24 protein-coding genes are annotated in these 20,142 nt (G+C 60.7%); 10 read left to right on the top strand and 14 right to left on the bottom strand.

Annotated elements, in window-relative coordinates; genetic code table 11:
• Positions 1 to 62: 62 nt before the first annotated feature.
• The 6 genes from GGQ88_RS16390 to GGQ88_RS16365 all read right to left on the bottom strand — a co-directional run bounded on the left by GGQ88_RS16390 (position 63) and on the right by GGQ88_RS16365 (position 4,912).
• Positions 63 to 560, bottom strand: coding sequence for a hypothetical protein (locus tag GGQ88_RS16390; RefSeq protein WP_183614529.1), 498 nt, complete (start codon positions 558 to 560; stop codon positions 63 to 65).
• A 204-nt stretch (positions 561 to 764) separates the two neighbouring features.
• The gene (locus GGQ88_RS16385; RefSeq protein ID WP_183614528.1) at positions 765 to 1,790 is read right to left on the bottom strand and encodes a copper resistance protein B; all 1,026 of its coding nucleotides are present in this window, start codon (positions 1,788 to 1,790) and stop codon (positions 765 to 767) included.
• Positions 1,787 to 3,583, bottom strand: coding sequence for a copper resistance system multicopper oxidase (locus GGQ88_RS16380; protein ID WP_183614527.1), 1,797 nt, complete (start codon positions 3,581 to 3,583; stop codon positions 1,787 to 1,789). Before GGQ88_RS16380 ends, GGQ88_RS16385 begins: the two co-directional genes overlap by 4 nt.
• A gap of 50 nt (positions 3,584 to 3,633) precedes the next feature.
• Positions 3,634 to 4,197 carry an RNA polymerase sigma factor gene (locus GGQ88_RS16375; protein WP_183614526.1) on the bottom strand — a complete coding sequence of 188 codons (564 nt, stop codon included), beginning with the start codon at positions 4,195 to 4,197 and terminating at the stop codon, positions 3,634 to 3,636.
• A complete protein-coding gene (locus tag GGQ88_RS16370) occupies positions 4,194 to 4,634 on the bottom strand; it encodes a periplasmic heavy metal sensor (protein WP_183614525.1) in 441 nt (146 codons plus the stop codon). The genes GGQ88_RS16375 and GGQ88_RS16370 overlap by 4 nt, the downstream gene beginning before the upstream one ends.
• Positions 4,631 to 4,912 (bottom strand): hypothetical protein, encoded by a 282-nt coding sequence (locus GGQ88_RS16365; protein WP_183614524.1) that lies wholly within the window; start codon positions 4,910 to 4,912, stop codon positions 4,631 to 4,633. The genes GGQ88_RS16370 and GGQ88_RS16365 overlap by 4 nt, the downstream gene beginning before the upstream one ends.
• Before the next feature lie 129 nt (positions 4,913 to 5,041).
• Here GGQ88_RS16365 and copC point away from each other — a divergent pair, with 129 nt between their 5' ends.
• A complete protein-coding gene (gene copC, locus GGQ88_RS16360) occupies positions 5,042 to 5,437 on the top strand; it encodes a copper homeostasis periplasmic binding protein CopC (protein ID WP_246386144.1) in 396 nt (131 codons plus the stop codon).
• 5 nt (positions 5,438 to 5,442) lie between these two features.
• Complete coding sequence (gene copD / locus GGQ88_RS16355) at positions 5,443 to 6,354, top strand: copper homeostasis membrane protein CopD (RefSeq protein WP_183614523.1); 912 nt, start codon at positions 5,443 to 5,445, stop codon at positions 6,352 to 6,354.
• Between the two features lie 72 nt (positions 6,355 to 6,426).
• Here copD and GGQ88_RS21825 read toward each other — a convergent pair whose 3' ends face one another.
• On the bottom strand, positions 6,427 to 6,603 hold the full coding sequence (locus GGQ88_RS21825; protein ID WP_246386198.1) for a hypothetical protein: 177 nt from the start codon (positions 6,601 to 6,603) through the stop codon (positions 6,427 to 6,429).
• Here GGQ88_RS21825 and GGQ88_RS21820 point away from each other — a divergent pair.
• From GGQ88_RS21820 to GGQ88_RS16330, 5 genes are all read left to right on the top strand, one after another.
• Positions 6,538 to 6,672 carry a DUF2933 domain-containing protein gene (locus GGQ88_RS21820; protein WP_425490458.1) on the top strand — a complete coding sequence of 45 codons (135 nt, stop codon included), beginning with the start codon at positions 6,538 to 6,540 and terminating at the stop codon, positions 6,670 to 6,672. The two genes, GGQ88_RS21825 and GGQ88_RS21820, sit on opposite strands and share 66 nt — an antisense overlap.
• Before the next feature lie 11 nt (positions 6,673 to 6,683).
• Positions 6,684 to 7,334 carry a methyltransferase family protein gene (locus tag GGQ88_RS16345; RefSeq protein WP_068071372.1) on the top strand — a complete coding sequence of 217 codons (651 nt, stop codon included), beginning with the start codon at positions 6,684 to 6,686 and terminating at the stop codon, positions 7,332 to 7,334.
• An 87-nt stretch (positions 7,335 to 7,421) separates the two neighbouring features.
• The gene (locus GGQ88_RS16340; protein WP_183614522.1) at positions 7,422 to 9,782 is read left to right on the top strand and encodes a heavy metal translocating P-type ATPase; all 2,361 of its coding nucleotides are present in this window, start codon (positions 7,422 to 7,424) and stop codon (positions 9,780 to 9,782) included.
• Complete coding sequence (locus GGQ88_RS16335) at positions 9,779 to 10,279, top strand: SRPBCC family protein (RefSeq protein WP_183614521.1); 501 nt, start codon at positions 9,779 to 9,781, stop codon at positions 10,277 to 10,279. Before GGQ88_RS16340 ends, GGQ88_RS16335 begins: the two co-directional genes overlap by 4 nt.
• 17 nt (positions 10,280 to 10,296) lie before the next feature.
• Complete coding sequence (locus GGQ88_RS16330; RefSeq protein WP_183614520.1) at positions 10,297 to 11,655, top strand: hypothetical protein; 1,359 nt, start codon at positions 10,297 to 10,299, stop codon at positions 11,653 to 11,655.
• Here the strand turns inward: GGQ88_RS16330 and GGQ88_RS16325 are convergent.
• Together GGQ88_RS16325 and GGQ88_RS16320 are read right to left on the bottom strand one after the other, a co-directional pair.
• On the bottom strand, positions 11,633 to 11,881 hold the full coding sequence (locus GGQ88_RS16325; protein ID WP_183614590.1) for an AlpA family transcriptional regulator: 249 nt from the start codon (positions 11,879 to 11,881) through the stop codon (positions 11,633 to 11,635). The genes GGQ88_RS16330 and GGQ88_RS16325 overlap by 23 nt on opposite strands.
• Positions 11,882 to 11,936: 55 nt before the next feature.
• Complete coding sequence (locus GGQ88_RS16320) at positions 11,937 to 12,191, bottom strand: hypothetical protein (RefSeq protein WP_183614519.1); 255 nt, start codon at positions 12,189 to 12,191, stop codon at positions 11,937 to 11,939.
• A gap of 247 nt (positions 12,192 to 12,438) precedes the next feature.
• Between GGQ88_RS16320 and GGQ88_RS16315 the strand changes: the two genes are divergently transcribed.
• Complete coding sequence (locus tag GGQ88_RS16315) at positions 12,439 to 12,705, top strand: metal-sensing transcriptional repressor (protein WP_183614518.1); 267 nt, start codon at positions 12,439 to 12,441, stop codon at positions 12,703 to 12,705.
• A gap of 100 nt (positions 12,706 to 12,805) precedes the next feature.
• On the opposite strand, the gene cydX is transcribed toward GGQ88_RS16315, so the two are convergent.
• From cydX to GGQ88_RS16300, 3 genes are read right to left on the bottom strand one after another with little or no spacing between them, the layout of a single operon-like run.
• Positions 12,806 to 12,916 (bottom strand): cytochrome bd-I oxidase subunit CydX, encoded by a 111-nt coding sequence (cydX, locus tag GGQ88_RS16310; protein ID WP_168853561.1) that lies wholly within the window; start codon positions 12,914 to 12,916, stop codon positions 12,806 to 12,808.
• A 15-nt stretch (positions 12,917 to 12,931) separates the two neighbouring features.
• On the bottom strand, positions 12,932 to 14,080 hold the full coding sequence (gene cydB / locus GGQ88_RS16305; protein ID WP_183614517.1) for a cytochrome d ubiquinol oxidase subunit II: 1,149 nt from the start codon (positions 14,078 to 14,080) through the stop codon (positions 12,932 to 12,934).
• Between the two features lie 14 nt (positions 14,081 to 14,094).
• Positions 14,095 to 15,675, bottom strand: coding sequence for a cytochrome ubiquinol oxidase subunit I (locus GGQ88_RS16300; RefSeq protein ID WP_183614516.1), 1,581 nt, complete (start codon positions 15,673 to 15,675; stop codon positions 14,095 to 14,097).
• A 125-nt stretch (positions 15,676 to 15,800) separates the two neighbouring features.
• On the opposite strand from GGQ88_RS16300, the gene GGQ88_RS16295 reads away from it, so the two are divergent.
• Entirely contained in the window at positions 15,801 to 17,417 is a 1,617-nt protein-coding gene (locus GGQ88_RS16295; RefSeq protein ID WP_183614515.1) for an ABC transporter ATP-binding protein/permease, read from the top strand.
• Positions 17,414 to 19,012 carry an ATP-binding cassette domain-containing protein gene (locus tag GGQ88_RS21685; RefSeq protein ID WP_183614514.1) on the top strand — a complete coding sequence of 533 codons (1,599 nt, stop codon included), beginning with the start codon at positions 17,414 to 17,416 and terminating at the stop codon, positions 19,010 to 19,012. Before GGQ88_RS16295 ends, GGQ88_RS21685 begins: the two co-directional genes overlap by 4 nt.
• Before the next feature lie 4 nt (positions 19,013 to 19,016).
• Here the strand turns inward: GGQ88_RS21685 and GGQ88_RS16285 are convergent, their stop codons facing one another.
• Complete coding sequence (locus GGQ88_RS16285; protein WP_183614513.1) at positions 19,017 to 19,394, bottom strand: ArsR/SmtB family transcription factor; 378 nt, start codon at positions 19,392 to 19,394, stop codon at positions 19,017 to 19,019.
• Positions 19,391 to 20,041 carry a peroxiredoxin gene (locus GGQ88_RS16280; RefSeq protein WP_183614512.1) on the bottom strand — a complete coding sequence of 217 codons (651 nt, stop codon included), beginning with the start codon at positions 20,039 to 20,041 and terminating at the stop codon, positions 19,391 to 19,393. The genes GGQ88_RS16285 and GGQ88_RS16280 overlap by 4 nt, the downstream gene beginning before the upstream one ends.
• Positions 20,042 to 20,142 lie beyond the last annotated feature (101 nt).

Genomic DNA, 20,142 nt, shown 5'->3' with positions numbered 1-20,142 from the left:
TGATCACGCGGAAGTGTGACAACGGCAGCCAAGGCAACCTTGGCTGGACAGTGCTGAGGTTCCTAGTTCGGGTGATGAGCTGCGTGATCTTCAGGCGCGGCGGATGGCGTAACCGACGGTGTGCTGCCTGAGTTCTGCCCGCCTTGCATCATCGTGCCACCCATCATGCCACCCATATTCTGCATGTTGGCCATCATCCCGGCCATTTGATCGTGCATCTTTTGCATTCGTGCCTTCATCGACGGATCGTTGGTACTGTTCATCATGGCGCCCATATCCGTCATCATCGCGCTCATGTCTCTGTGCATGCTGCCCATGCCCATCATGCCCTGAGCACCGCCACCCATGCCCATCATGCCTTGGCCCATCGCGCCCTGAGCACCACTGGCACACGGCGCAGAAGTTGCTGAGTGCCGATGCGCATGGCTTGGCTTGGCATGTGTAGATGGCCGATGTGAGGACGGACTTCCCGACTGGTGAGCCGGTGCAGTCTGAGCGATGGCGCCAGAGGCTGCCACCATTGAAACGGCGGTCAGTGCGGCGGCGATGATCTTCTTCATGGCTTCACTCCTCTGAGATATTGCATGGTATACGCAGATGTCGCCTTCACCCCTCAAAACCAGTTACAAATACCAAAAATAAAACTGCATCCGGAAATGTCCTCAAGCGCCAATGCCCGACGTTTGGCACCTGGCTCCGAAAGTCGGGGGCGACATTTGGTCCACTGCGGTTTTCAACATTGCGTTGCTGGGTCGTCAGCATCTTTAGAACCAAAACCTGATCCCGGCGACGAGACTCGCATACGACGCTCGCTCGCCTGCGGAGCGGGCCATTCGGGCTGTATCGCCGATCTTTCTATCCCACGAAACGCCTACATAAGGCGCAAATTCCCTGGTTATTTCATAGCGCAGCCGTAATCCGAGTTCCACGTTCGACAGACCTGAACCGATCCCATTCTCTGGAATGTCTTGCGCGGCGAAATTGGCTTCCAGCCTTGGTTGCAGGATCAGTTTCTGGGTAATCCGCTGATCGATATCGCCTTCGATGCGGGCAAGGATATCGCCCTTGGTCGAGACATAGGCTGATGCGCCAAGATCGAACCAGTAAGGGGCAATCCCCTCGATCCCCAGAACGGCATAGGTCCGGTCCGGACCCTTGCCGAAATCCTGCCGGATGCCGCCTTGAACATTCCAGTAGGGATCGACCGCATGCGACCAGAGCGCCTGAACTTCACCATGGTCGATCGGTTCGCCAAAACTGCCCTCTCCCTCCGACTTGACCGCGAGCCGGTTGATGTCGCCGCCGAACCACGCGCTGGCGTCCCAGCGATATCCGTCCCGGCCATTGCGGGCCTGATATTCCGCAAGGTTAAACAGTACCTTGTGAAAGGTCATGCCGCCGTGTTCGCCCAGTAGCGCTGCCTGCGCCGTGGCCATGGCTGCCGGATCGTAGAACCGATCGGCGGGACGATCGCTCGCGATCGGTGGCGGCGGCGCGCTGCCGGGCTCCCGGTCGGTACCGCTCGGGCCGGTCGCGCCAGTCTGGCCCGCGGCCGTATCAGATGCCGGGGCGGACTGCGCCTCTGACATCGGCATGTCTTCCATGCCCTGCATATCGTGACCGGCATGTGGATCGACAGGCCCGGGAGCCGGCACGGGCGCCGGCATCTGCATGGTCGACATGTCGTGGCCTTGATGCATTGCCTGATCCATCGGCACGCCAGTTGCCTGGGCCGAAAGAGATGCCGCCAGGACGAGCGGGGAAAGCCCCAGAAACGCGGCCCGGCTCATGCTGCTTCTCCCGCGCCGCGCACTTGGACGACGCGGATCATGCCCGCGTGCATGTGGAGGAACATGTGGCAGTGGAATGCCCAGTCGCCGTAGACGCCGGTAACGTCGAAGCTGACCTTCCCACCGGGCGGTACGTTCACCGTGTGCTTGCGCGGACTGTGGTCGCCGTGCCCTGTCACCAGTTCGAAGAAATGGCCGTGGAGATGGATCGGATGGTTCATCATCGTGTCGTTGATGAGTGTCATACGCACCCGCTCGCCGGTCCGCAGGGGAATCGGCGTTTTTGACTCCGACAAGGTCTGCCCGTCGATGGACCACATGTAGCGCTCCATATTTCCGGTAAGGTGCAGCTCGATTTCCCGATCCGCACCGCGCACATCGGGGTTGCGTTCGAGCGCGACGAGATCGCGGTAAACCAGAACCTTGTGACCCGCGTTTTCCAGACCGACGCCCGGCTCTCCGGTGCGGTCGACCGGCATCGGGGCAATGGTCTGGACCCCCGGCCCGAGCACGACCTCCGGTGCATTGGCACCGTCCCGCATGTTCATGTTCATTGATTGGCCTGACGCGCCATGATCCGGGCTGGCGGCGCCGGCCGACATATCCATGCCTGCCATGTCGTGCCCGGCATGATCGGTCCCTGTGGCGGGCGCATCCATCGCGCCCATGCCCATGTCCTTCATCGTCAGCAATGGACGCTCGCGCAGCGCGGGCACTGGCGCCACCATCCCCTCGCGCGGCGCGAGCGTGGCGCGGGCCATCCCGGACCGGTCGATTGCCTCGCCAACGATCGTATAGGCGCGATCTTCGACCGGCGTGACGATGACATCATAGGTTTCCGCAACGGTCATCTGCAGCTCATCGACTGGGACCGGCCGAACCGGAAGACCGTCGGCGGCCACCACGGTCATCTGCAGACCCGGAATACGGACGTTGAAGATCGTCATCGCCGCAGCATTGATGAACCGCAAGCGGACCCGCTCGCCCGGCTTGAACAGCGCCGTCCAGTTGTCGTTCGGGCCATAGCCGTTGACGACGTAGGTATAGATCGAACCGGTCACATCGAGGATGTCGGTCGGATCCATTCGCATCCGCGCCCAGGCCAGACGATCGGCGCGCGACTGGTCCTTGCCGGCAAGCAATCCGGCCAGCGTCTGCTTCTGTCGGTTGTAATAGCCGGACTCTTGCTTGAGCTTGCTGAACAAGGTGTGCGGATGCACGAAGCTGTGGTCGGAAAACATGACCACATGTTCGCGGTCATAGCCGATCGGATCGGCGCCCTTGGGATCGATCACAATCGGGCCATAGTGGCCCATCGCTTCCTGCAAGCCCGAATGGCTATGATACCAATAAGTCCCCGACTGCTCGATCGGAAATTCATAGGTGAATGACGAACGCGGCTTGATGCCGGGAAAGCTCAGCCCCGGCACTCCGTCCATCTGGAACGGCACCAACAAGCCATGCCAGTGCAGCGAGGTTTCCTCATCGAGCGCATTATCGACGGTAATTCTTACCGCCTGCCCTTCGCGGAGGCGCAGCAATGGGGCAGGAACGGTGCCGTTCATTGCGATGACGTGGGCTTGCCGTCCGTCGACCTGCACCATTTCGTGGGCGACCCGCAAAGCGATGTTGTCACCCGAAAGCTGCGGCAATGGCTTGGCGATGCCGCGAGATACCGGCTGCGCCCATGCAGGCATCCAAGTCGACAGTGCGAGGCCTCCCCCGGCAAGGCTGGCACCACGCAGCAGCGCACGGCGATTGATGCCCGGAAGGGAAGCGGAATTCGAAGTCATGGAAGCCGTCCTGCCTGATGCCTGTTGTGCGCAGATACGCAGTTGCTGCCTCAGCCCCTCAAAATTTCCTGCAATTTGTTGCGTGCGCGGTGCAGCCGGGTCTCCACTGCCTTTTCTGTAATGACCAGAATCGCGGCAGTCTCCGTCTGCGAAAATCCCTCGACCGTGCGCAGCACGAGCACATCCTTGAGCTTGGCCGGAAGTCCGCTCATTGCCGCCAGAACATTGGCTAGTTCCTGCCGATCGCTGGCTACTCGTTCGACGTCGGCAGACAGATCGACCGGATCGGGTGCGTTGTCGAGCGGTGTGGCAAACGAGAAGAGCGCACGCACCGTTCTGCGCCGCGCCCAATCCCGGCACTTGTTGAGCGCAATGCGCGTGAGCCAATGCTTGAGTGGTCTCGACTGATCGAAGCGCTTGAGCGCTGCAAAACCGGCAATGAAGGTCTGTTGTGTGATGTCGAGGGCCGCGTCATCATTGGCGGTATGCGCGCGGGCGAAGCGGAAAATTGCATCGCGATGCCGGCGCATCAATTCGGTATAGGCGCCTTGCCTGCCCCCGATCGCCAGAGCTGCCAGTTCGCCGTCCGAACACGCGCCAAGATCGAGGCTCATTTTGCCTCGACGGTCAGCGCCTTGACCACTGCGTCATCAAACCGCGCGGCCTGTTCGGGTCTCAGCACACTGCGCATGGCGAATATGTGTTCGAGCGTAACTTTTTGCAGTTCCCCCATCGCCTGATGCGAGTGATCGATTGCGGCGCTGACCTGCGGCCCGTAACCATGCTCGGTCTGAATCGCCTGCGCCAGGCGGGCATTGTCCGCGCGCAGTTCCAGTTCGAGCGCCTGGCGCTGGATGGCAAATTGCGCTTCGATGGCTTCGATTTTCGTTTCCTGGACAGAATCCAGATCGAGCTTCTGGTGGAGGAGCTTGTGTAGCTCGCTTTCAACTGGCGGAGGCGGAACAATATAGCTGCGGCCCACAAAGACGCCTGCCAATGCCGCGCCAAAGGCGATCAGGATAACCAGCAGGTAGCGGGACCGATTGTTCATCGCGCGCTCGCGAGCAGGGTCGACGGGGCAAGCGCCGCAGGCGCGCCAAGCGGAAAAGGATTCGGCGCCGCACTCGCCGGTGTACCGGGAATGGCGGAACCCAGAATGCCGGTAACCAGCGCGACTGCGGCCGCTGCTGCAAACAGCCCGCCTGACTGACGACCGCCTGTAGCCAGTTCCCGGTGCAGCCCATCAAGCACTGCCGCATCGATCATGCTCAGGCGCGGATCAACCGGGAGGTCTCGCAATCGGGCAAGTGTGCGTTCGATATCGGTCATGCTTGTTCTCCGAACTCATTGGCCTTCATACGCAAGGACTGAACCAATCCCTCAAATTATTTCGCGCCGGGATGTGAGGGGTCAGGGCGCGACCTGCGTATTAGCCAGCAGATATCTCAGGAGCATTTCATGAAGACCATCAGATCGATTGCCACCGCAGTTGCTGCGATTGCCATGACAACCGCCATTCCCGCGCTGGCTCATCCCAGGCTGCTGTCCTCGATCCCCGCCGCGCAGGCAGCGGTGCAATCCGCACGGCAGATAACCCTTCGCTTCACCGAACGGCTGATGCCGCAATTGACGGGTCTGGAAATTGCGCCTGCCGGTATGTCCCATGCTGATCATGCGGCTCATACGGCCATGGCTCCGTTGCCCGCGATCCGGACGACATTTTCGTCGGACGGCAAAACTCTCATCGCCACGTTCGCAAGCGCCTTGCCGCGCGGGGCCTACACCGTGACCTGGCATGCGGTCGCAGCCGACACCCACCGGGTTCAGGGCCAGTTCGCTTTCACGGTCAGGTAGCAACCATGTCCGAGGGGCCGATCATTGCTGTCCGCTTCGGACTCTTTGCAATTGAAGGGCTGCTGTTGGGTGTGCCCCTCTTCGGTCTCTATGCCTTGCGCGCGCCGGAACGCAGCCAGCTTCCGTTCCGGGCATGGCTGATCCTGCTCAGCCTGATTGGTGTAGGGCTGAACATCCTGGGCTTTGCCCTGTTGCTCGCCAGCATGGCGGGCACTTCCATCAACGCCATCGATCCTGACCTTGCGCGCTCGATCCTGCTCACCGCTCCCGTTGGCTGGGCCTTTGTGCTGCGTCTCGCGGTCACTGTGCTTGCCTTGGGCCTAGTCCTGCTGGCACCGGCAAACCGAACGAGCATGCTGGCAAGCGTTACCGCATTCAGCAGCGTCGCGCTCGCATCACTGGCCTGGAACGGGCACGGCGTAGCCACCGAAGGCGTGCTGGCCTGGCCACATCTGCTTGCCGACATCGTTCATCTGCTGGCCGCAGGCGTTTGGCTGGGTGCGATCGCCTGCCTCCTCTATATGGTGGTCCGCCCGAAGGCCTCCCTTACTGACCTGACCATCGCCGGGCGATGCCTCAAAGAGTTCGGCGTTGCGGGGTCTATGGTTGTCGCGCTTCTGATCGCGACGGGCCTGATCAACGGCTTCGCCATCCTTGGCAACCAGCCCTTCGGACCTGCCTTTGGCTCAGCCTACATTGTCCTGATGGGCAGCAAGCTTGCGCTGTTTGCCCTCATGCTGGCGCTTGCAGCGCTGCACCGGTTCCGGCTTGTTCCCGCAGTGGAAAGCGCCACTGACCACGCGGATAAGGCGATGGCCGTTCGCCGGATAAGATCGAGCATGGCCGTCGAACTGGCTGCTGCCGTCGTGATCCTTGGCCTCGTCGCGTGGCTGGGAACGCTGGAGCCGGGCTGGTGACGCGCCGTATTTCGCCTTCACCTGCCAGCGCAGGCCGTCTTTCGTCCCGTCATTTGAAAGGATCATTCCATTTCAGAGCATGAACTTCATGGCGGCGGAAAGATGTCCGGCCTCGCCAAACTCGTTTTCGGCGGCTTCGCGATAGTGGCGGGCTACTACCTGTTCACCGAGCACACTGTGCACGTGCTGAGCGCATTGCCGCTCCTTCTCTTCCTGTCCTGCCCGATCATGCACCTCTTCATGCATCATGGTCACAAACATGGCGGTGGTCCGCCGTCAGGCAAGTCACAGGGGGCCGGCGACGTCGGTGCACAATGATGGAGGGTACCATGGCTACGCATCAGATGCAGGGTTTCGGCCTGTGGGGCCTCGCTTTCGTCAACTCGGTGGTGTTCATCCTGTTCGCTCTGAGCTTCTTCAAACCGCAGTCGCCAAGGGACTGGCGCAGCTTCAGCGCGTTCAGCGCCTTTCTCGTCGCGCTCTTTGCCGAAATGTATGGCTTTCCGCTCACCATCTACCTGTTTTCGGGCTGGCTCCAGTCGCACTATCCCAGCGTCAACTGGTTCTCCCACGACGCAGGCCATCTGCTCGAGATGATGTTCGGATGGCGGGTGAACCCCCATTTTGGACCGTTCCACATCGCCAGCTTCGTCCTGATCGGCGGCGGCTTCTGGATGATTTCGGTGGGCTGGGCCGTGCTCCATGCAGCGCAGCAACGCCGCGCCATAGCGACCACCGGGATTTATGAGCGTATCCGGCACCCCCAATATGTCGGCTTCATCCTGATCCTGACCGGGTTCCTACTGCAATGGCCAACGCTGCTGACGCTGGCCATGTATCCGGTTCTGGTCGTCATGTACGTCCGCCTCGCCCGTCATGAAGAAACGGCCGCGATTGCCGAATATGGCGATGCCTATCGCAGCTATATGGCACGGACGGGCGGTTTCTTTCCAAAGTGGCGAACCCGAAGCTCTGGTTGAGCAGTTTCCCTTGTTGCAGGCAAACTAGCCGCTTGACCCTGACGTGATGTCAGACCCCACATGAAGATGCGTCAAAGGAGAATCGATATGGCATCGACTGATCACAAGGCGCACCAACATGGCGCAAGCTGCGGCGGCGGCGCGAAAACAGGCGCAGAAAGCGCGACAGATCCGGTCTGCGGCATGAAGGTGGACCCTGCTGCCACCGAACACCACACCACCCACGCGGGCCAGGAATACCATTTCTGCAGCGCAGGCTGCCAAACCAAGTTCGTCGCCCATCCTGATCAGTATCTGTCTAAGAAGGTCTCGCCGCCGGTGCCCGCCGACGCCGGTGACGTCATCTATACCTGTCCGATGCACCCCGAGGTCCGGCAAGTCGGCCCCGGTTCCTGTCCAATCTGCGGGATGGCGCTGGAGCCGGAAACTGTGTCGGCCGATCACGGTCCCAATCCTGAACTTGCCGATATGACCCGCCGCTTCTGGGTCGCACTGGTGCTTACCCTGCCGGTCTTTGCCCTTGAAATGGGCGGACATCTGACCGGCCTCATGATGCTTGTCGGCAAACAAACATCGAACTGGATCCAGTTCGTGCTGGCGACGCCCGTTGTACTCTGGGCTGGCTGGCCCTTCTTCGATCGAGGGTGGGCCTCGCTCAGGTCTCGCCACCTCAATATGTTCACGCTGATCGCCATGGGTGTCGGCGTTGCCTATCTCTACAGCCTCGTTGCCCATTTCGCGCCGGGGCTGTTTCCGCCCGCCTTCCGCGACGCGATGGGCACCGTGCCGATCTATTTCGAAGCAGCGGCCGTCATCACCGTGCTGGTCCTGCTCGGGCAAGTGCTCGAACTACGCGCACGCGAACGCACCTCCGGAGCGATCAAGGCATTGCTCGATCTTGCGCCCAAGACCGCGCGCAGGATTACCGCCGATGGCCAGGACGAGGAAGTTACGCTCGACCTCGTCGTTGTCGGCGATCATCTGCGGGTCCGTCCCGGCGAAAAGGTGCCGGTCGATGGCGTCATCGCCGAGGGCCGCGTCTCGATCGATGAGTCGCTGGTTACCGGCGAGTCCATGCCTGTCACCAAGGAAGCGGGCGCCAAGGTCATCGCCGGTTCGCTCAACAAGACCGGCAGTTTTGTCATGGTCGCCGAGAAGGTCGGAGCCGAGACGCTACTTGCGCGGATCGTCCTGATGGTGGCCGAAGCCCAGCGCAGCCGCGCGCCGATCCAGCGCATGGCCGATAAGGTTTCGGGCTGGTTTGTGCCGATGGTGATCGCGGTCGCACTGATCGCTGCCGCCGCCTGGGCGCTGTTCGGACCTGACCCGCGCCTGACCTATGCGCTGGTAGCGGCCGTCTCGGTGCTGATCATCGCCTGCCCCTGCGCACTGGGTCTCGCCACGCCGATGTCGATCATGGTTGGCGTCGGACGCGGCGCGCAGGCAGGGGTGCTCATCAAGAATGCCGAAGCACTGGAGCGGTTCGAGAAGATCGATACGCTGATCGTCGACAAGACTGGAACGCTGACCGAAGGGCGTCCTGCGGTCACGGGGATCCGCACCGTCAGCGGATGGGACGAGAACGAAATCTTGCGCCTTGCCGCCAGCCTTGAACGTGGCAGCGAGCACCCGCTGGGCGATGCCATCCTGCGCGCCGCGCAGGACCGCAAGCTGGAACTGGAGCAGGCCAGCGATTTCGACTCTCCGGTTGGGCGCGGCGTGACCGGCACGTTGTCGGGAAAGTATGTCCTGCTCGGTGGACCGCGGTTCATGGCCGAACAGAAGATCGACACCGCTGAACTCAATGAAGCAGCCGAGGCAATGCGAGCAGAAGGTGCGACCGCGATCTTTGCGAGTGTGGATGGCAAGCTCGTCGGCCTGCTGGGCATTTCAGATCCGATCAAGGAAACTTCTGCCCAGGCCATCCGCGAACTGAAGGCAGATGGCATCCGCATTGTCATGATGACCGGGGACAATCGCACGACCGCGCTCGCTGTTGCAGCCCGCCTCGGCATTGACGATGTCGAGGCTGAGGTGTTGCCCGAGGACAAGGCCAGCGTCGTCCAGAAGCTCCGCGCCGAAGGCCGCAGCGTTGCGATGGCCGGGGACGGCGTCAACGATGCGCCGGCGTTGGCGGCTGCCGAGGTCGGCATCGCGATGGGTGCCGGATCCGATGTCGCCATAGAAAGCGCAGGCGTGACCTTGCTGCAAGGCGATCTGAACGGCATCGTCCGGGCGCGCCGCCTGTCGCGCGCGGTGATGCGCAACATCCGCCAGAACCTGGTGTTCGCCTTCGCCTACAACGTCGCCGGCATCCCGATCGCAGCGGGCGCGCTCTATCCGGCCTTTGGCTGGATGCTCTCGCCTGCGATTGCGGCGGCTGCCATGGCCCTCTCATCGGTCAGCGTCATCACCAATGCCTTGCGCCTACGGATCGTCCGGCTGTGACCGGCCTGCCGCTCCATTTCGAGGCGAGCGCAGCGATCACCGGTTCGGCAGAAAGCATCTTTGCCATTGCCGATGAACCGGACCTTCTCACCCGGCACATGCGCGAGCCATCGCTCATGATGGGCGGCGGCAGTATGCGGTGTGACCTCGATGCCCTGGCAGGGAAAGCGGTGGGTTCTGTGATCCGGCTGACCGGCAAGGGGTTTGGTTTCGCGATAACCGTCGAAGAGGTCGTCAAGGAGCGCACACCGCCTCTGCGCAAGGTCTGGGCGACGATCGGGACGCCGCAGCTTGTCGTCATCCGCGACTATAGAATGGGCTTCGAGATCATAGAGACAGCTGAAGGCTGCCAACTTCGTGTCTGGATCGACTATGCGCTGCCGCAATCGGGCGTGCGCCACTGGCTCGGGCGACTTCTGGCACCGACTTTCGCACGATGGTGTGTTGAGAACATGCTGCACGAAGTACAGAGAGTTCATATTGCGCCAAGAATTTGATGCCCGAAAGGAATGGGATGTTGCCCACTGAACCCCCGAACGGCTTACTGGTCGCCACGGAAGCGATTGCAGAGCAGCTTAACTTGGGCTGTTTCTGCATTTCGCTCGACCGGATGGAGTTGGAAGAAGCCCTGGACAGTGCAGTCCGGATCGAGGGTTTTGCTGAGCGGCTGAGTGCATCGCATCCGACGCTGTTTTCCAATGTTCCCGTGTTCGTTCCATCGGCAACGCTGGGCAAAATGATGCTGATTGTCGATGCCGTTGAGGGGGCCGCGCAGTTACCAGCCTATCGTGCGGCCACCTTGTCCCTTGCACCGCCATCGGCACAACTGGACTTCGGGCCGGTCGGGGCATTCATGGGCTACGGCTTTCACCTCGCGTCTGATGGTCCAAAGCTCATCGAGGTGAACACCAATGCCGGGGGAGCCTTCCTCAATGCGTTTCTGGCAGGGGCACAGCACGCCTGCTGTCCGGAGGCCGAGTTCCAGGTCAGGCCCCTGACCGAAAGTGAGTTTGTTGAGCGTGTGGCTCGAATGTTTACGGCCGAATGGCAGTTGCAGCGCGGTGGCGGCCAGCCGGCGCTGGTTGCGATTGTCGATGACCTGCCCGAGCAGCAGCATTTATACCCGGAGTTCCAACTGGCGAAGGAGATGCTCGAAGGACAGGGTATCCCAGCAGTGATCGTCGATCCCGCAGAAATGGTGTTCGACGGGCAGAAACTCACGGTCAACGGGCGTACACTCGACCTGGTCTACAACCGCCTGGTCGACTTCTCACTTGAGGAGCCGCGACATGCCGCACTCCAGGCCGCGTACCTGCAAGGGGCAGTCGTCCTCACACCGTCGCCTTATGTCCACGCCCTCTTCGCAGACAAGCGCAACCTTGCGCTGCTGTCAGTCGATGCACGGCTGGATGAGTGGGGGCTATCGATCGAACGCCGAGCCGTTCTGCGCAGCGGCCTGCCGCGGACCGTAGTCGTCACGGCCGCCAATAGCGAGGATCTCTGGCGCGAACGCCGGAACCTTTTTTTCAAGCCGGCCCGCGGTCATGGCAGCAAAGCGGCGTATCGAGGTGACAAGCTCACGCGCCGGGTATGGGATGAGATCGTCAGCGGCGTATATGTCGCGCAGGCCTTCGCCGCGCCCAGCGCACGCAACGCAGCCGTGGCGGGCGAAAGCATCGCTCTCAAAACTGACATCCGACTTTACACCTATGCTGGAGAGCTACTCCTTGCCGCTGCACGGCTTTATCAAGGCCAAACCACCAACATGCGGACCGCAGGGGGCGGATTTTCCCCCGTTCTAGAATTGAATGGCCCTGAATCCTGCTTGGACCAAGCATGCGGGCAAGTCCCTAGCCCGCGGCCACCGAATTGATCCAGGCATCAATTTCGGCCTCGACCCAAACCGTGCATTTGCCGCCAAGCGACCGCGATTTCGGGAACCGGCCTTCACTCATGCGCTGGTAGATCGCGGAGCGCTTCAGTGCGACACGAGACATCACTTCGGGCAGGCGTATCAACCGCGGCGCAGGCGGCACGGGACTGGCATCGGTGCGTGCGAGCGAGGCTGCCGATTCAGTATTCAACTGGGTGGAGGCCATGAGAAGATCCTTGGTCAAAGCAATCATCGGGTTCCCCTCCGATCATTGCTTCCCCTCACCTGCCGATCGCGAGCGACAGGTCGCGATCGGCAAATTCATCGATGTGCTTGGACAGCATGCGGGCAACCAGGCGTGACGTGCCGATCGCCCAGCGGGGCCGCAAATCACCAATCCTGTCGCCGAGCGCCTCGTGCAATTCGCCTGGCAGCGCGGAGAAGAACTCCTCGAGGAAGGCGCCCATCTCGTGGTGCATCCACAGCGCGGCAAGCGCTTCATGTCCTGCGAGCACCAGCGCCAGCGTGGCGCGCACAGGAGCGGCGCAGGCCTCGAGGATCCGGGCTGCCTCGCCTGCTTCAGTATCGGGCTCGCGCTGACGATGGTCACCTCAGGGGTAATCGCTGCGCTCAGCGTGAAGCATGTCTCAAAGCGGTTCAGCGGGTTTGGCGAAATTGTCCGCAAAGCGCCTTATGTTTCAGGCGCTGTGATCCTCGTCATCGGGCTCTATCTTGGCATCAATGGATGGCTTCATTTGCCTATAAAGTGATAGGAGTCGAACCATGAGCCACGCCTGCAACCGGGAACTGCTGAACCGCCTCAAACGGGCACAAGGCCATTTGGCTAAAATACTTAGTATGATTGAAGATGGCAGAGATGGTCTGGAGACCGCCCAACAGCTACAGGCTGTCGTCAATGCGCTCGATAAGGCTAAATCCCTGCTTGTAGCTGATCATATAGAGCACCATCTTGAAGAGGTTGTAGGCCCATTGTCGGTCGAGGCTCGTGAGCAACTTTCACGCCTCACAGAATTGGCAAAATATCTCTAACTTCGGCAATTCCGAGCCAGATTTTACTCTCACTTCACCAATCCAGCGGGCTCCCTGACCCGCACAAGGGGGGCTTGCGCGGGCCAGAGAAGGTAGAACCTCATTCGTCGAGGTCTTCATCAGGCGACATGCGGAACTCGTGCCACATGCCGTTGATGATGCCGAACGAGACGGCGAGGCCAAGGCCCAATATCCAGGAAAAATACCACATGAGCTTTGGGCCTCTTCAGTAGAAGTCTGGGTTGGTTTGGACATCGCGTAGAGAAATGCGACCAAACATCACCCGGAAGGCCCAGGCCGTGTAGCCGAGCACGATGGGCAGGAAGATTATCGTCACCAGCAACATGATCCACAGCGTCAGATGGCTCGACGAAGCGTTCCACACCGTCAGACTAGATCCGGGATCGATCGAGCTCGGCAAGATGAAGGGGAACATCGACAAACCGACGGTCGCGATGATGCCAATGGTGGCGAGCGACGATCCGGCAAAATTGATCGTATGGCTGCGCTGGCGAATGCCGAACCAGGCAATGATAGGCCCGAGCAAGCCAAGCGCTGGCGCCGCAACCATCCAGGGATGTTTGCCGTAATTGTCGAGCCAGGCACCTGCCGCAGCGATTGTGGCAGAATAGTGCGGGTTGGAAGGACCGGTACTATCGACGACGCCCTCGATGCGAAATCCGATCTTGCCGGTGGCGACAAGCACCCCGCCGAGGGCAAAGAGGATGACGCTCGCGAGTGCCGCGATGCCTCCGTAGCGCCGCGCCCTTGCAAGGGCAGGACCTTCCTCGATCTTGAGCGAAAGCCAGCCTGCTCCGTGGAGCACCAGCATGGATACCGATAGCAGCCCGGTCAGCAGGGCGAAGGGCGAGAAGAGGCCAAGCAGCGTGCCTTCATAGTGACTACGAAGATCACTATCGAGGCGAAATGGTGCGCCTTGCAGGACATTGCCGACGGCTACCCCGAACACCAGAGCCGGCACCAGCCCGCCGACAAACAAGGCCCAGTCCCAGCGTGCGCGCCAATTGGCATCTGGATGCTTGGAGCGATACTTGAAGGCGACCGGGCGCAGGATCAGTGCGGCGAGCACCAGGAACATCGCCAGGTAAAAGCCCGAGAAGCTCACTGCGTAGACAAACGGCCAGGCGGCGAAGATCGCACCGCCGCCGAGAATGAACCAAACTTGGTGCCCTTCCCAGTGCGGCGCGACCGAATTGATAACGAGGCGGCGCTCATCATCGGTGCGGCCCACGAAGGGCAGAAGCGATGCGACGCCGAGGTCGTAGCCGTCTGTGAGGGCGAAACCGATCAACAGAACGCCCATCAGCGCCCACCAGATGACCCGAAGCGTCTCGTAATCGAGAGGGATATGCATGTCCCAAGCCTCCTTTATTCTGCCGGGAGCGGAGCGAAGCCGCCATCACGGATGGTCACCGACCGGGGTTTGAGATCATCATGGGCCTCTACCGGACCTTTTCGGATCGCGGCAATCATCAGTCGCACTTCGATGACGAGCAGCGTCGAATAGAGCGCGGTAAAGCCGATGATCGTGGCCCAGACTTGAGCAATAGTGAGGGAAGATGCGCCCAAGAAAGTTGGCAGCACGCCATCTACCGCCCAAGGCTGTCGCCCGATCTCTGCAAGCACCCAGCCAAACTCGATAGCAAGCCAGGGCAGCGGCATGATCGCCACTGCTACGCGCAGGAACCAGCGCCGCTCAAACTGACAAACCGAAGCGCAGTAAAAGGCCAACGCGAAGAAGCCGATCAGGAAAAACCCAAGCCCTGCCATCAGGCGAAACAGCCAGAACATCACCGGGACATTCGGAATGGTGTCCTTTGCTGCGGTGAGGATCTGGGCATCGCTTGCTTGGCGAGGGTCTGCGATCTGCCGCTTGAGCAGCAGCGCATGGCCAAGGTCAGACTTGTGCTGTTCAAACGTCTGTCGCGCGGCGGGATCATTGCGGTTGAGCTTGAGACGCTCGACGGCGTCATAGGCGATGATGCCGCTGTGGATGCGTTCGTCGGCTTTCAGGACCAGCTCGTTGATACCGACAACCTGCCCGGAAAGACTCCGGGTCGAGATCAGCCCGAGAACATAGGGCACCTTGATTTCATACCGGGTGGTGTGGGTCGCAAGGTCGGGAATGCCGAAAAGCGAGAGACCTGCCGGTGCAGGCTCGGTCTCCCACATCGCTTCGATCGCGGCGAGCTTCATCTTCTGGTTATCGGTGAGTGCATAGCCGGACTCGTCGCCGAGCACGACAACCGAAAGCGAGGAAGCAAGGCCGAAGGCAGAAGCTACCATCATCGAGCGTTTGGCTACGGCGATCCATTTACCTTTGAGCAGGAACCAAGCCGAAACACCCATAACGAACACCGAGGCGCACACGTAGCCGGCGCTGACGGTGTGAACGAATTTGGCCTGCGCCACAGGATTGAAGAGGACCGAATAGAAATCGGTCACTTCCATGCGCATGGTTTGAGGATTGAAGCTGGAGCCGACCGGGTTTTGCATCCAGCCATTGGCAATTAGAATCCAGAGCGCGGAAAGATTGGTGCCGAGCGCAACCATGAAGGTGACTGCGAGATGTCCAACCTTCGAGAGACGGTCCCAACCGAAGAACATAAGGCCGACGAATGTTGCCTCGAGGAAAAAGGCCATGAGCCCTTCGATCGCCAGTGGCGCACCAAAGATGTCTCCGACATAGTGCGAATAATAGGACCAGTTGGTCCCGAATTCGAATTCCATTGTAAGTCCGGTAGCGACGCCGAGTACGAAGTTGATCCCGAATAGCTTGCCCCAGAACCGGGTGACGCGGCGCCAGATCGGGCGGCCAGTCATCACGTAAATGCTTTCCATGATCACAAGCAGGAACGAGAGGCCCAACGTCAGCGGCACGAAGAGGAAGTGATACATCGCGGTCAGCGCGAACTGAAACCGCGAGAGTTCGACTACAGCCATATCCATCGTGAAGCGTCCTTCGCTCGCTGCGCCGGATGGGGCTCGACTCGCGACACCCCTTCGTTTAGTGAAATTGTGAATATAAGAATATTGTAATATGGACTGGCCGTCAAGCCATCGAGTCGGAATTTATGCCTGTCACAGCGTCGGAGTTCTTTGCCGCAAAGTCGCCGGAAGTCCGTCGGTCCACCCTTTGGTGGAGCGCCGATACGCTTGGCGCTGCTCTGTTTGCCGCCAGCCTTGCTGCATGGCTCGGTGCCGGCATCGGCCCCCATTCACCGCAACACAAGCTTTGGATACTGAGCGTACTAGGGGTGAGTGGTACGGTTCGCGCTATCGTTCAAGCTTGCGCCTCGCGCCACGGCCAGCGCGCAGCCAACGCGGTCAAGCAACGCCTGCGACGACGCCTGTTCGAAGCACTGCTGCCAACCGGATTTAGACGTGGGCGCTTGCCTGGCGAAGATCTGCGCGCAGCCGTTGACGATGTAGAGACCGCCGAGGGCTATGTTGCTCGCTTTGCCCCGATCAAAGCGGCTGCGGTTCTATCCCCACTGATCTGTGCCGGGCTGGCTTGCTTGGCAAGCTGGGTTGCAGCAGCGATCATGCTCGCCACCCTGATCCCTTTTGCGATTGGCATGGTACTGGCAGGCAATGCCGCTCGGGTTGAAGCCGACCGGCAGCTTCTGGCCCTTTCCCGCATGACCGGTTTGTTCGTCGATCGCGCGCGCGCACTGCCGACGATTGTGAGCTTCGGCGCCGAAGAGCGTGCCACGCGGCAGATTGCCAGCGCGGCCCGCGAAGTGGCGGATAGAACGCTGCTGGTCCTGAAGATAGCCTTCGTATCAAGCGCCATACTGGAGTTCTTTGCCGCACTCTCGGTGGCCCTGATCGCTGTTTACTGCGGGTTTTCGCTGCTCGGTCTGCTCCCCTTCCAGGCCCCTGAGCACCTCAACCTCGGCCGAGCCTTTTTCGTCCTGGCAATGGCTCCGGAGTTTTATCTTGGCATGCGCCGCATGGCGGCCGCCTATCATGAAAAGCAGCAGGGTGAAGCCGCAGCGAGCGCCCTTCAGCCAGAGGTCGAGCGCGCAGAGGCCCTACTCGAGGCGATGGATGAGACTTCGGCGCTGGCCGGTCCTCTCAAGATTGAGGCCCTCGTCATTCGCTATGACGATGGCAGCTGCATCGGCCCGGCTACTGCCAGCTGGCCCGCAACAGGCCTTCATGTGATTACGGGACCGACCGGGTCAGGAAAGTCGTCCTTGCTTCATGCCTTGGTCGGAATGGCACCCGTCGCATCTGGCAGGATTCTGGTGTCGGGCAGCGAGATCGCACCGGGCAACCTGAATTCGCAAATTGGCTGGAGCGGGCAACGACCTTTCCTGCTGCCCGGATCGCTGCAGGACAATCTCTTGCTCGGGGCGCAAATGGCTCCGATCCCTGCCTGGCAAGCGCTTGTCGCACGGCTTGGGTTGGAGACCATGCTGAATGCGCGCGGCGCCAACCTTGCGATCGATCCTGCAGGATCGGGACTGTCGGGTGGTGAGCGACGGCGCATCGGTCTTGCCCGGGCAATCCTATCGAACAGACCGATTCTGCTGCTCGATGAACCCACCGCCGATCTTGATGCCGATACCGCCCATGATGTTGCGGTGGTCTTGATGGAAGTGTCGCGAACGCGCCTGGTGATTGCCGCAACCCACGATCCGTTGCTGCTCAGCAAGGCGCAAAGCGAGGTGACCTACTCGTGAAACAGGACATTCTCGACATTGCAGGGATATCGCAGCGTCCCACCAGACTCACAGCCAGTCTGGTTGGCATGATCGCGGCTATCACGGGCGTTGCTCTTGTCGCGATATCAGGATGGTTTCTGACTGGCGCTGCCATAGCCGGTGCTGGCGGCATCGTGGCTGTACAGGCCTTCAATTATCTCCTGCCCAGCGCGGGCATTCGCGGTCTTGCCATTGCCCGAACCCTATCCCGCTATTTCGAGAGGATTCTGGGCCACCGCGCAGCTTTGATCGGCCTCGCCGATTTGCGCCCTCTGCTGTTTGCCCGTCTCGCCGGAGCCGACATAAGTGAAATTACGAGCCGGAGCAGCGGGACGATTGCCGCCCACCTTGGCTCTGACGTCGAGGCATTGGAAGACCTTTCAATCCGGCGGATCGCCATGACGGCGGCCACTGCGGGCGCTCTGGCTGGACTGGGCGCTGCGCTTTTGGCGGGGGTTGCGCCAGCGCTGATGCTCGTCCTTGGACTCGCGCTCACTTTGTTGATGACGCGCTTACTCGCACCGCGCCTGCTGTCCCGGCATTACCGTGACCATGGCGATGCCGTTCAATCCCTGAAGGGACTTTATTCCGAATATGCGAATTCCAGCGTCGAGCTGGCTCTCTACGGTCAGGCAGAACGCGTCAGCAGGATTCTTGAAGTACAAGGCCTGCGCATAGATCACTCTCGCCTTGCCATCGTGCGAGGTGAAGGGTTGCTCCAGGGATTGCAGCTCGCGCTTGCCTCGCTGACGATCGCGATTATGCTGGCGAGCACGCTAGCACCGCTGGAACTGCAAGCGTTGTCCGCCCTTGCTGGTGCCGGGGCATTCGAAGCTCTGGGCAGCCTCAACCACTCGCTTCTGCAGCGCGCGCGCGTCACGGCGGCTTTGACGCGGCTATCGGCGATTGCCAGCTTGCCCGCCCGGGCAGGCGAGGCCGGTGGGCGGCCCATCCCGGTTTGTGCAACAGGCCCCTCGATCACGCTTGGCCAGGGCAACGAGGCGACCACTGTTGTAGCCGGTGGGCGGATCCGGGTTACCGGGGCTTCGGGAAGTGGCAAAACACGTCTTGTCATGCACCTCGTCGGCTTGCGCCGCGATGCGCCGCAATCCATTTTGGTCGGTGGTGCCAAAGTCAACGAACTCGGCATAGATATTCTGCGAAATATCTTCGCCTTTTCGGCGCAGGAAGCTCCGCTGATTGCCGGGACTTTGGCGGACAACCTGCGGCTAGCTAGGACCGGCGTCACCGAGGAAACAATGTGGTCAGCGCTCGAGGTCGCGTGTCTTGCAAAGACCGTGCGTGCCATGCCCGAGGGCCTTGAAACTTGGCTTGGACCTGATGGTGCGAGGCTTTCCGGCGGACAGCGCAAACGCTTGTCGCTTGCCCGGGCCTTGGTTGCCGAGAAGTCTTGGCTGGTCCTGGATGAGCCGAGCGAAGGACTGGACCTTGCAACTGAACAGCAAATGACGAGCAAACTTGACGCCTGGTTGCGCGAGACTGGCACAGGACTGGTTTTGGTAAATCACCGATCCGGACTGGACTGGCTTGCGAAAGACGTGTTCAAACTTTGAGCGCTCAGCGTCTCGGCTGAACACGCGCGAACATCGCTGCCCCAACTGGGCCTGACGTAACCGCTCTTTCCTCGATCGAATCCTTATCGTCCGCTCCGCTGCACAGCTTTTCAATCGTTTCGCGTGCTAAGTGGAGCGTTGCTGGATTGAGCGAGTAAAACACCTGTTTGGCTTCGCGGCGCGTTTCCACGAGCTCAGCCTTGCGCAAAATGGCGAGTTGCTGGCTTAGCGCCGGCTGACCAATCGCCGTCTCTTGCTCCAGTGCTCCCACCCCATGCTCGCCGGCGACGAGAGCAAGGAGGATGCCCATACGCGAGGGATGGCCGATAACGCGGAAAAGATCTGCAATGTCTTCGGTTCCGGTGGCTGAGCGCGTCATCATCGGGCTTCTCCGACCTCCTTGTAGAACCAGCCGGTGGCAGTCTTGCTGGCGAGCGCATCTGCCGTCAGAAAGTCGGGATGTTCGAGCACCTTGCCTCCTGGTTGCCAGCCCTCGGGAGTAATCACCGAACCATCTGCCGATCGCTTGAGTGCTGCCACCAGGCGCAAGATTTCAGCAACGGACCGTCCAACGTTGATCGGATACCAGGTAATGGCGCGGACAATCCCTTCGGGATCAATGACGTAAACTGCACGGACCGAGGCTGCAGTGTCCGCCTCGGCCGATACCATGCCGAAGGCGCGGGCGATCTCGAGCGTAGGGTCTTCGACAACCGGAAAGTCTATCGTGACCCCGAAATCATCCCGAAGCGCACGGATCCAGGCGAGATGGGAGAACAGGCTATCGACCGAGTGGCCAAGCAGCCCGCAATCAAGTGCCGCAAACGCGTCAGCTGACTTTGCAAAGGCAACAAACTCGCTGGTGCAGACGGGGGTGAAGTCGGCCGGGTGCGAAAAAAACACGAGCCATCGCCCACGAAACTGGCGCAAGGACACCATGCCCTCAGTCGAACGCGCCGTAAATTCAGGCGCGGCTTCTCCGATCCGAATGGCCGATGGCTGCGCCACGCTTATGTCCTGTTCCACCATGCGAATCCTGCCATTCAGTCTATCATTTTCAGAATTTATGCAAATGTCATTGCATCTGCAACTCTTTCCCAGACTTTAACCTGCTCGGCCACGCAAGGATT

Source organism: Novosphingobium hassiacum (assembly GCF_014196055.1).
GTDB lineage: Bacteria > Pseudomonadota > Alphaproteobacteria > Sphingomonadales > Sphingomonadaceae > Novosphingobium > Novosphingobium hassiacum.
Note: the sequence above shows the minus strand (reverse complement) of the source record. Positions and strands in the feature narration are given on the sequence as shown.

Bases quoted from the DNA above. Each gene is read 5' to 3' on its own strand.
- GGQ88_RS16325 (WP_183614590.1), bottom strand. From the start codon at position 11,881: ATGGCCTCCACCCAGTTGAATACTGAATCGGCAGCCTCGCTCGCACGC.
- GGQ88_RS16300 (WP_183614516.1), bottom strand. From the start codon at position 15,675: ATGGATATGGCTGTAGTCGAACTCTCGCGGTTTCAGTTCGCGCTGACC.
- GGQ88_RS16385 (WP_183614528.1), bottom strand. From the start codon at position 1,790: ATGAGCCGGGCCGCGTTTCTGGGGCTTTCCCCGCTCGTCCTGGCGGCA.
- cydX (WP_168853561.1), bottom strand. From the start codon at position 12,916: ATGTGGTATTTTTCCTGGATATTGGGCCTTGGCCTCGCCGTCTCGTTC.
- GGQ88_RS16280 (WP_183614512.1), bottom strand. From the start codon at position 20,041: ATGGTGGAACAGGACATAAGCGTGGCGCAGCCATCGGCCATTCGGATC.
- GGQ88_RS16295 (WP_183614515.1), top strand. From the start codon at position 15,801: ATGCCTGTCACAGCGTCGGAGTTCTTTGCCGCAAAGTCGCCGGAAGTC.
- copC (WP_246386144.1), top strand. From the start codon at position 5,042: ATGAAGACCATCAGATCGATTGCCACCGCAGTTGCTGCGATTGCCATG.
- GGQ88_RS16345 (WP_068071372.1), top strand. From the start codon at position 6,684: ATGGCTACGCATCAGATGCAGGGTTTCGGCCTGTGGGGCCTCGCTTTC.
- GGQ88_RS16375 (WP_183614526.1), bottom strand. From the start codon at position 4,197: ATGAGCCTCGATCTTGGCGCGTGTTCGGACGGCGAACTGGCAGCTCTG.
- GGQ88_RS16365 (WP_183614524.1), bottom strand. From the start codon at position 4,912: ATGACCGATATCGAACGCACACTTGCCCGATTGCGAGACCTCCCGGTT.
- GGQ88_RS16380 (WP_183614527.1), bottom strand. From the start codon at position 3,583: ATGACTTCGAATTCCGCTTCCCTTCCGGGCATCAATCGCCGTGCGCTG.
- GGQ88_RS16315 (WP_183614518.1), top strand. From the start codon at position 12,439: ATGAGCCACGCCTGCAACCGGGAACTGCTGAACCGCCTCAAACGGGCA.
- cydB (WP_183614517.1), bottom strand. From the start codon at position 14,080: ATGCATATCCCTCTCGATTACGAGACGCTTCGGGTCATCTGGTGGGCG.
- GGQ88_RS16370 (WP_183614525.1), bottom strand. From the start codon at position 4,634: ATGAACAATCGGTCCCGCTACCTGCTGGTTATCCTGATCGCCTTTGGC.
- GGQ88_RS21825 (WP_246386198.1), bottom strand. From the start codon at position 6,603: ATGATGCATGAAGAGGTGCATGATCGGGCAGGACAGGAAGAGAAGGAG.
- copD (WP_183614523.1), top strand. From the start codon at position 5,443: ATGTCCGAGGGGCCGATCATTGCTGTCCGCTTCGGACTCTTTGCAATT.
- GGQ88_RS16330 (WP_183614520.1), top strand. From the start codon at position 10,297: ATGTTGCCCACTGAACCCCCGAACGGCTTACTGGTCGCCACGGAAGCG.
- GGQ88_RS16340 (WP_183614522.1), top strand. From the start codon at position 7,422: ATGGCATCGACTGATCACAAGGCGCACCAACATGGCGCAAGCTGCGGC.
- GGQ88_RS16285 (WP_183614513.1), bottom strand. From the start codon at position 19,394: ATGATGACGCGCTCAGCCACCGGAACCGAAGACATTGCAGATCTTTTC.
- GGQ88_RS16390 (WP_183614529.1), bottom strand. From the start codon at position 560: ATGAAGAAGATCATCGCCGCCGCACTGACCGCCGTTTCAATGGTGGCA.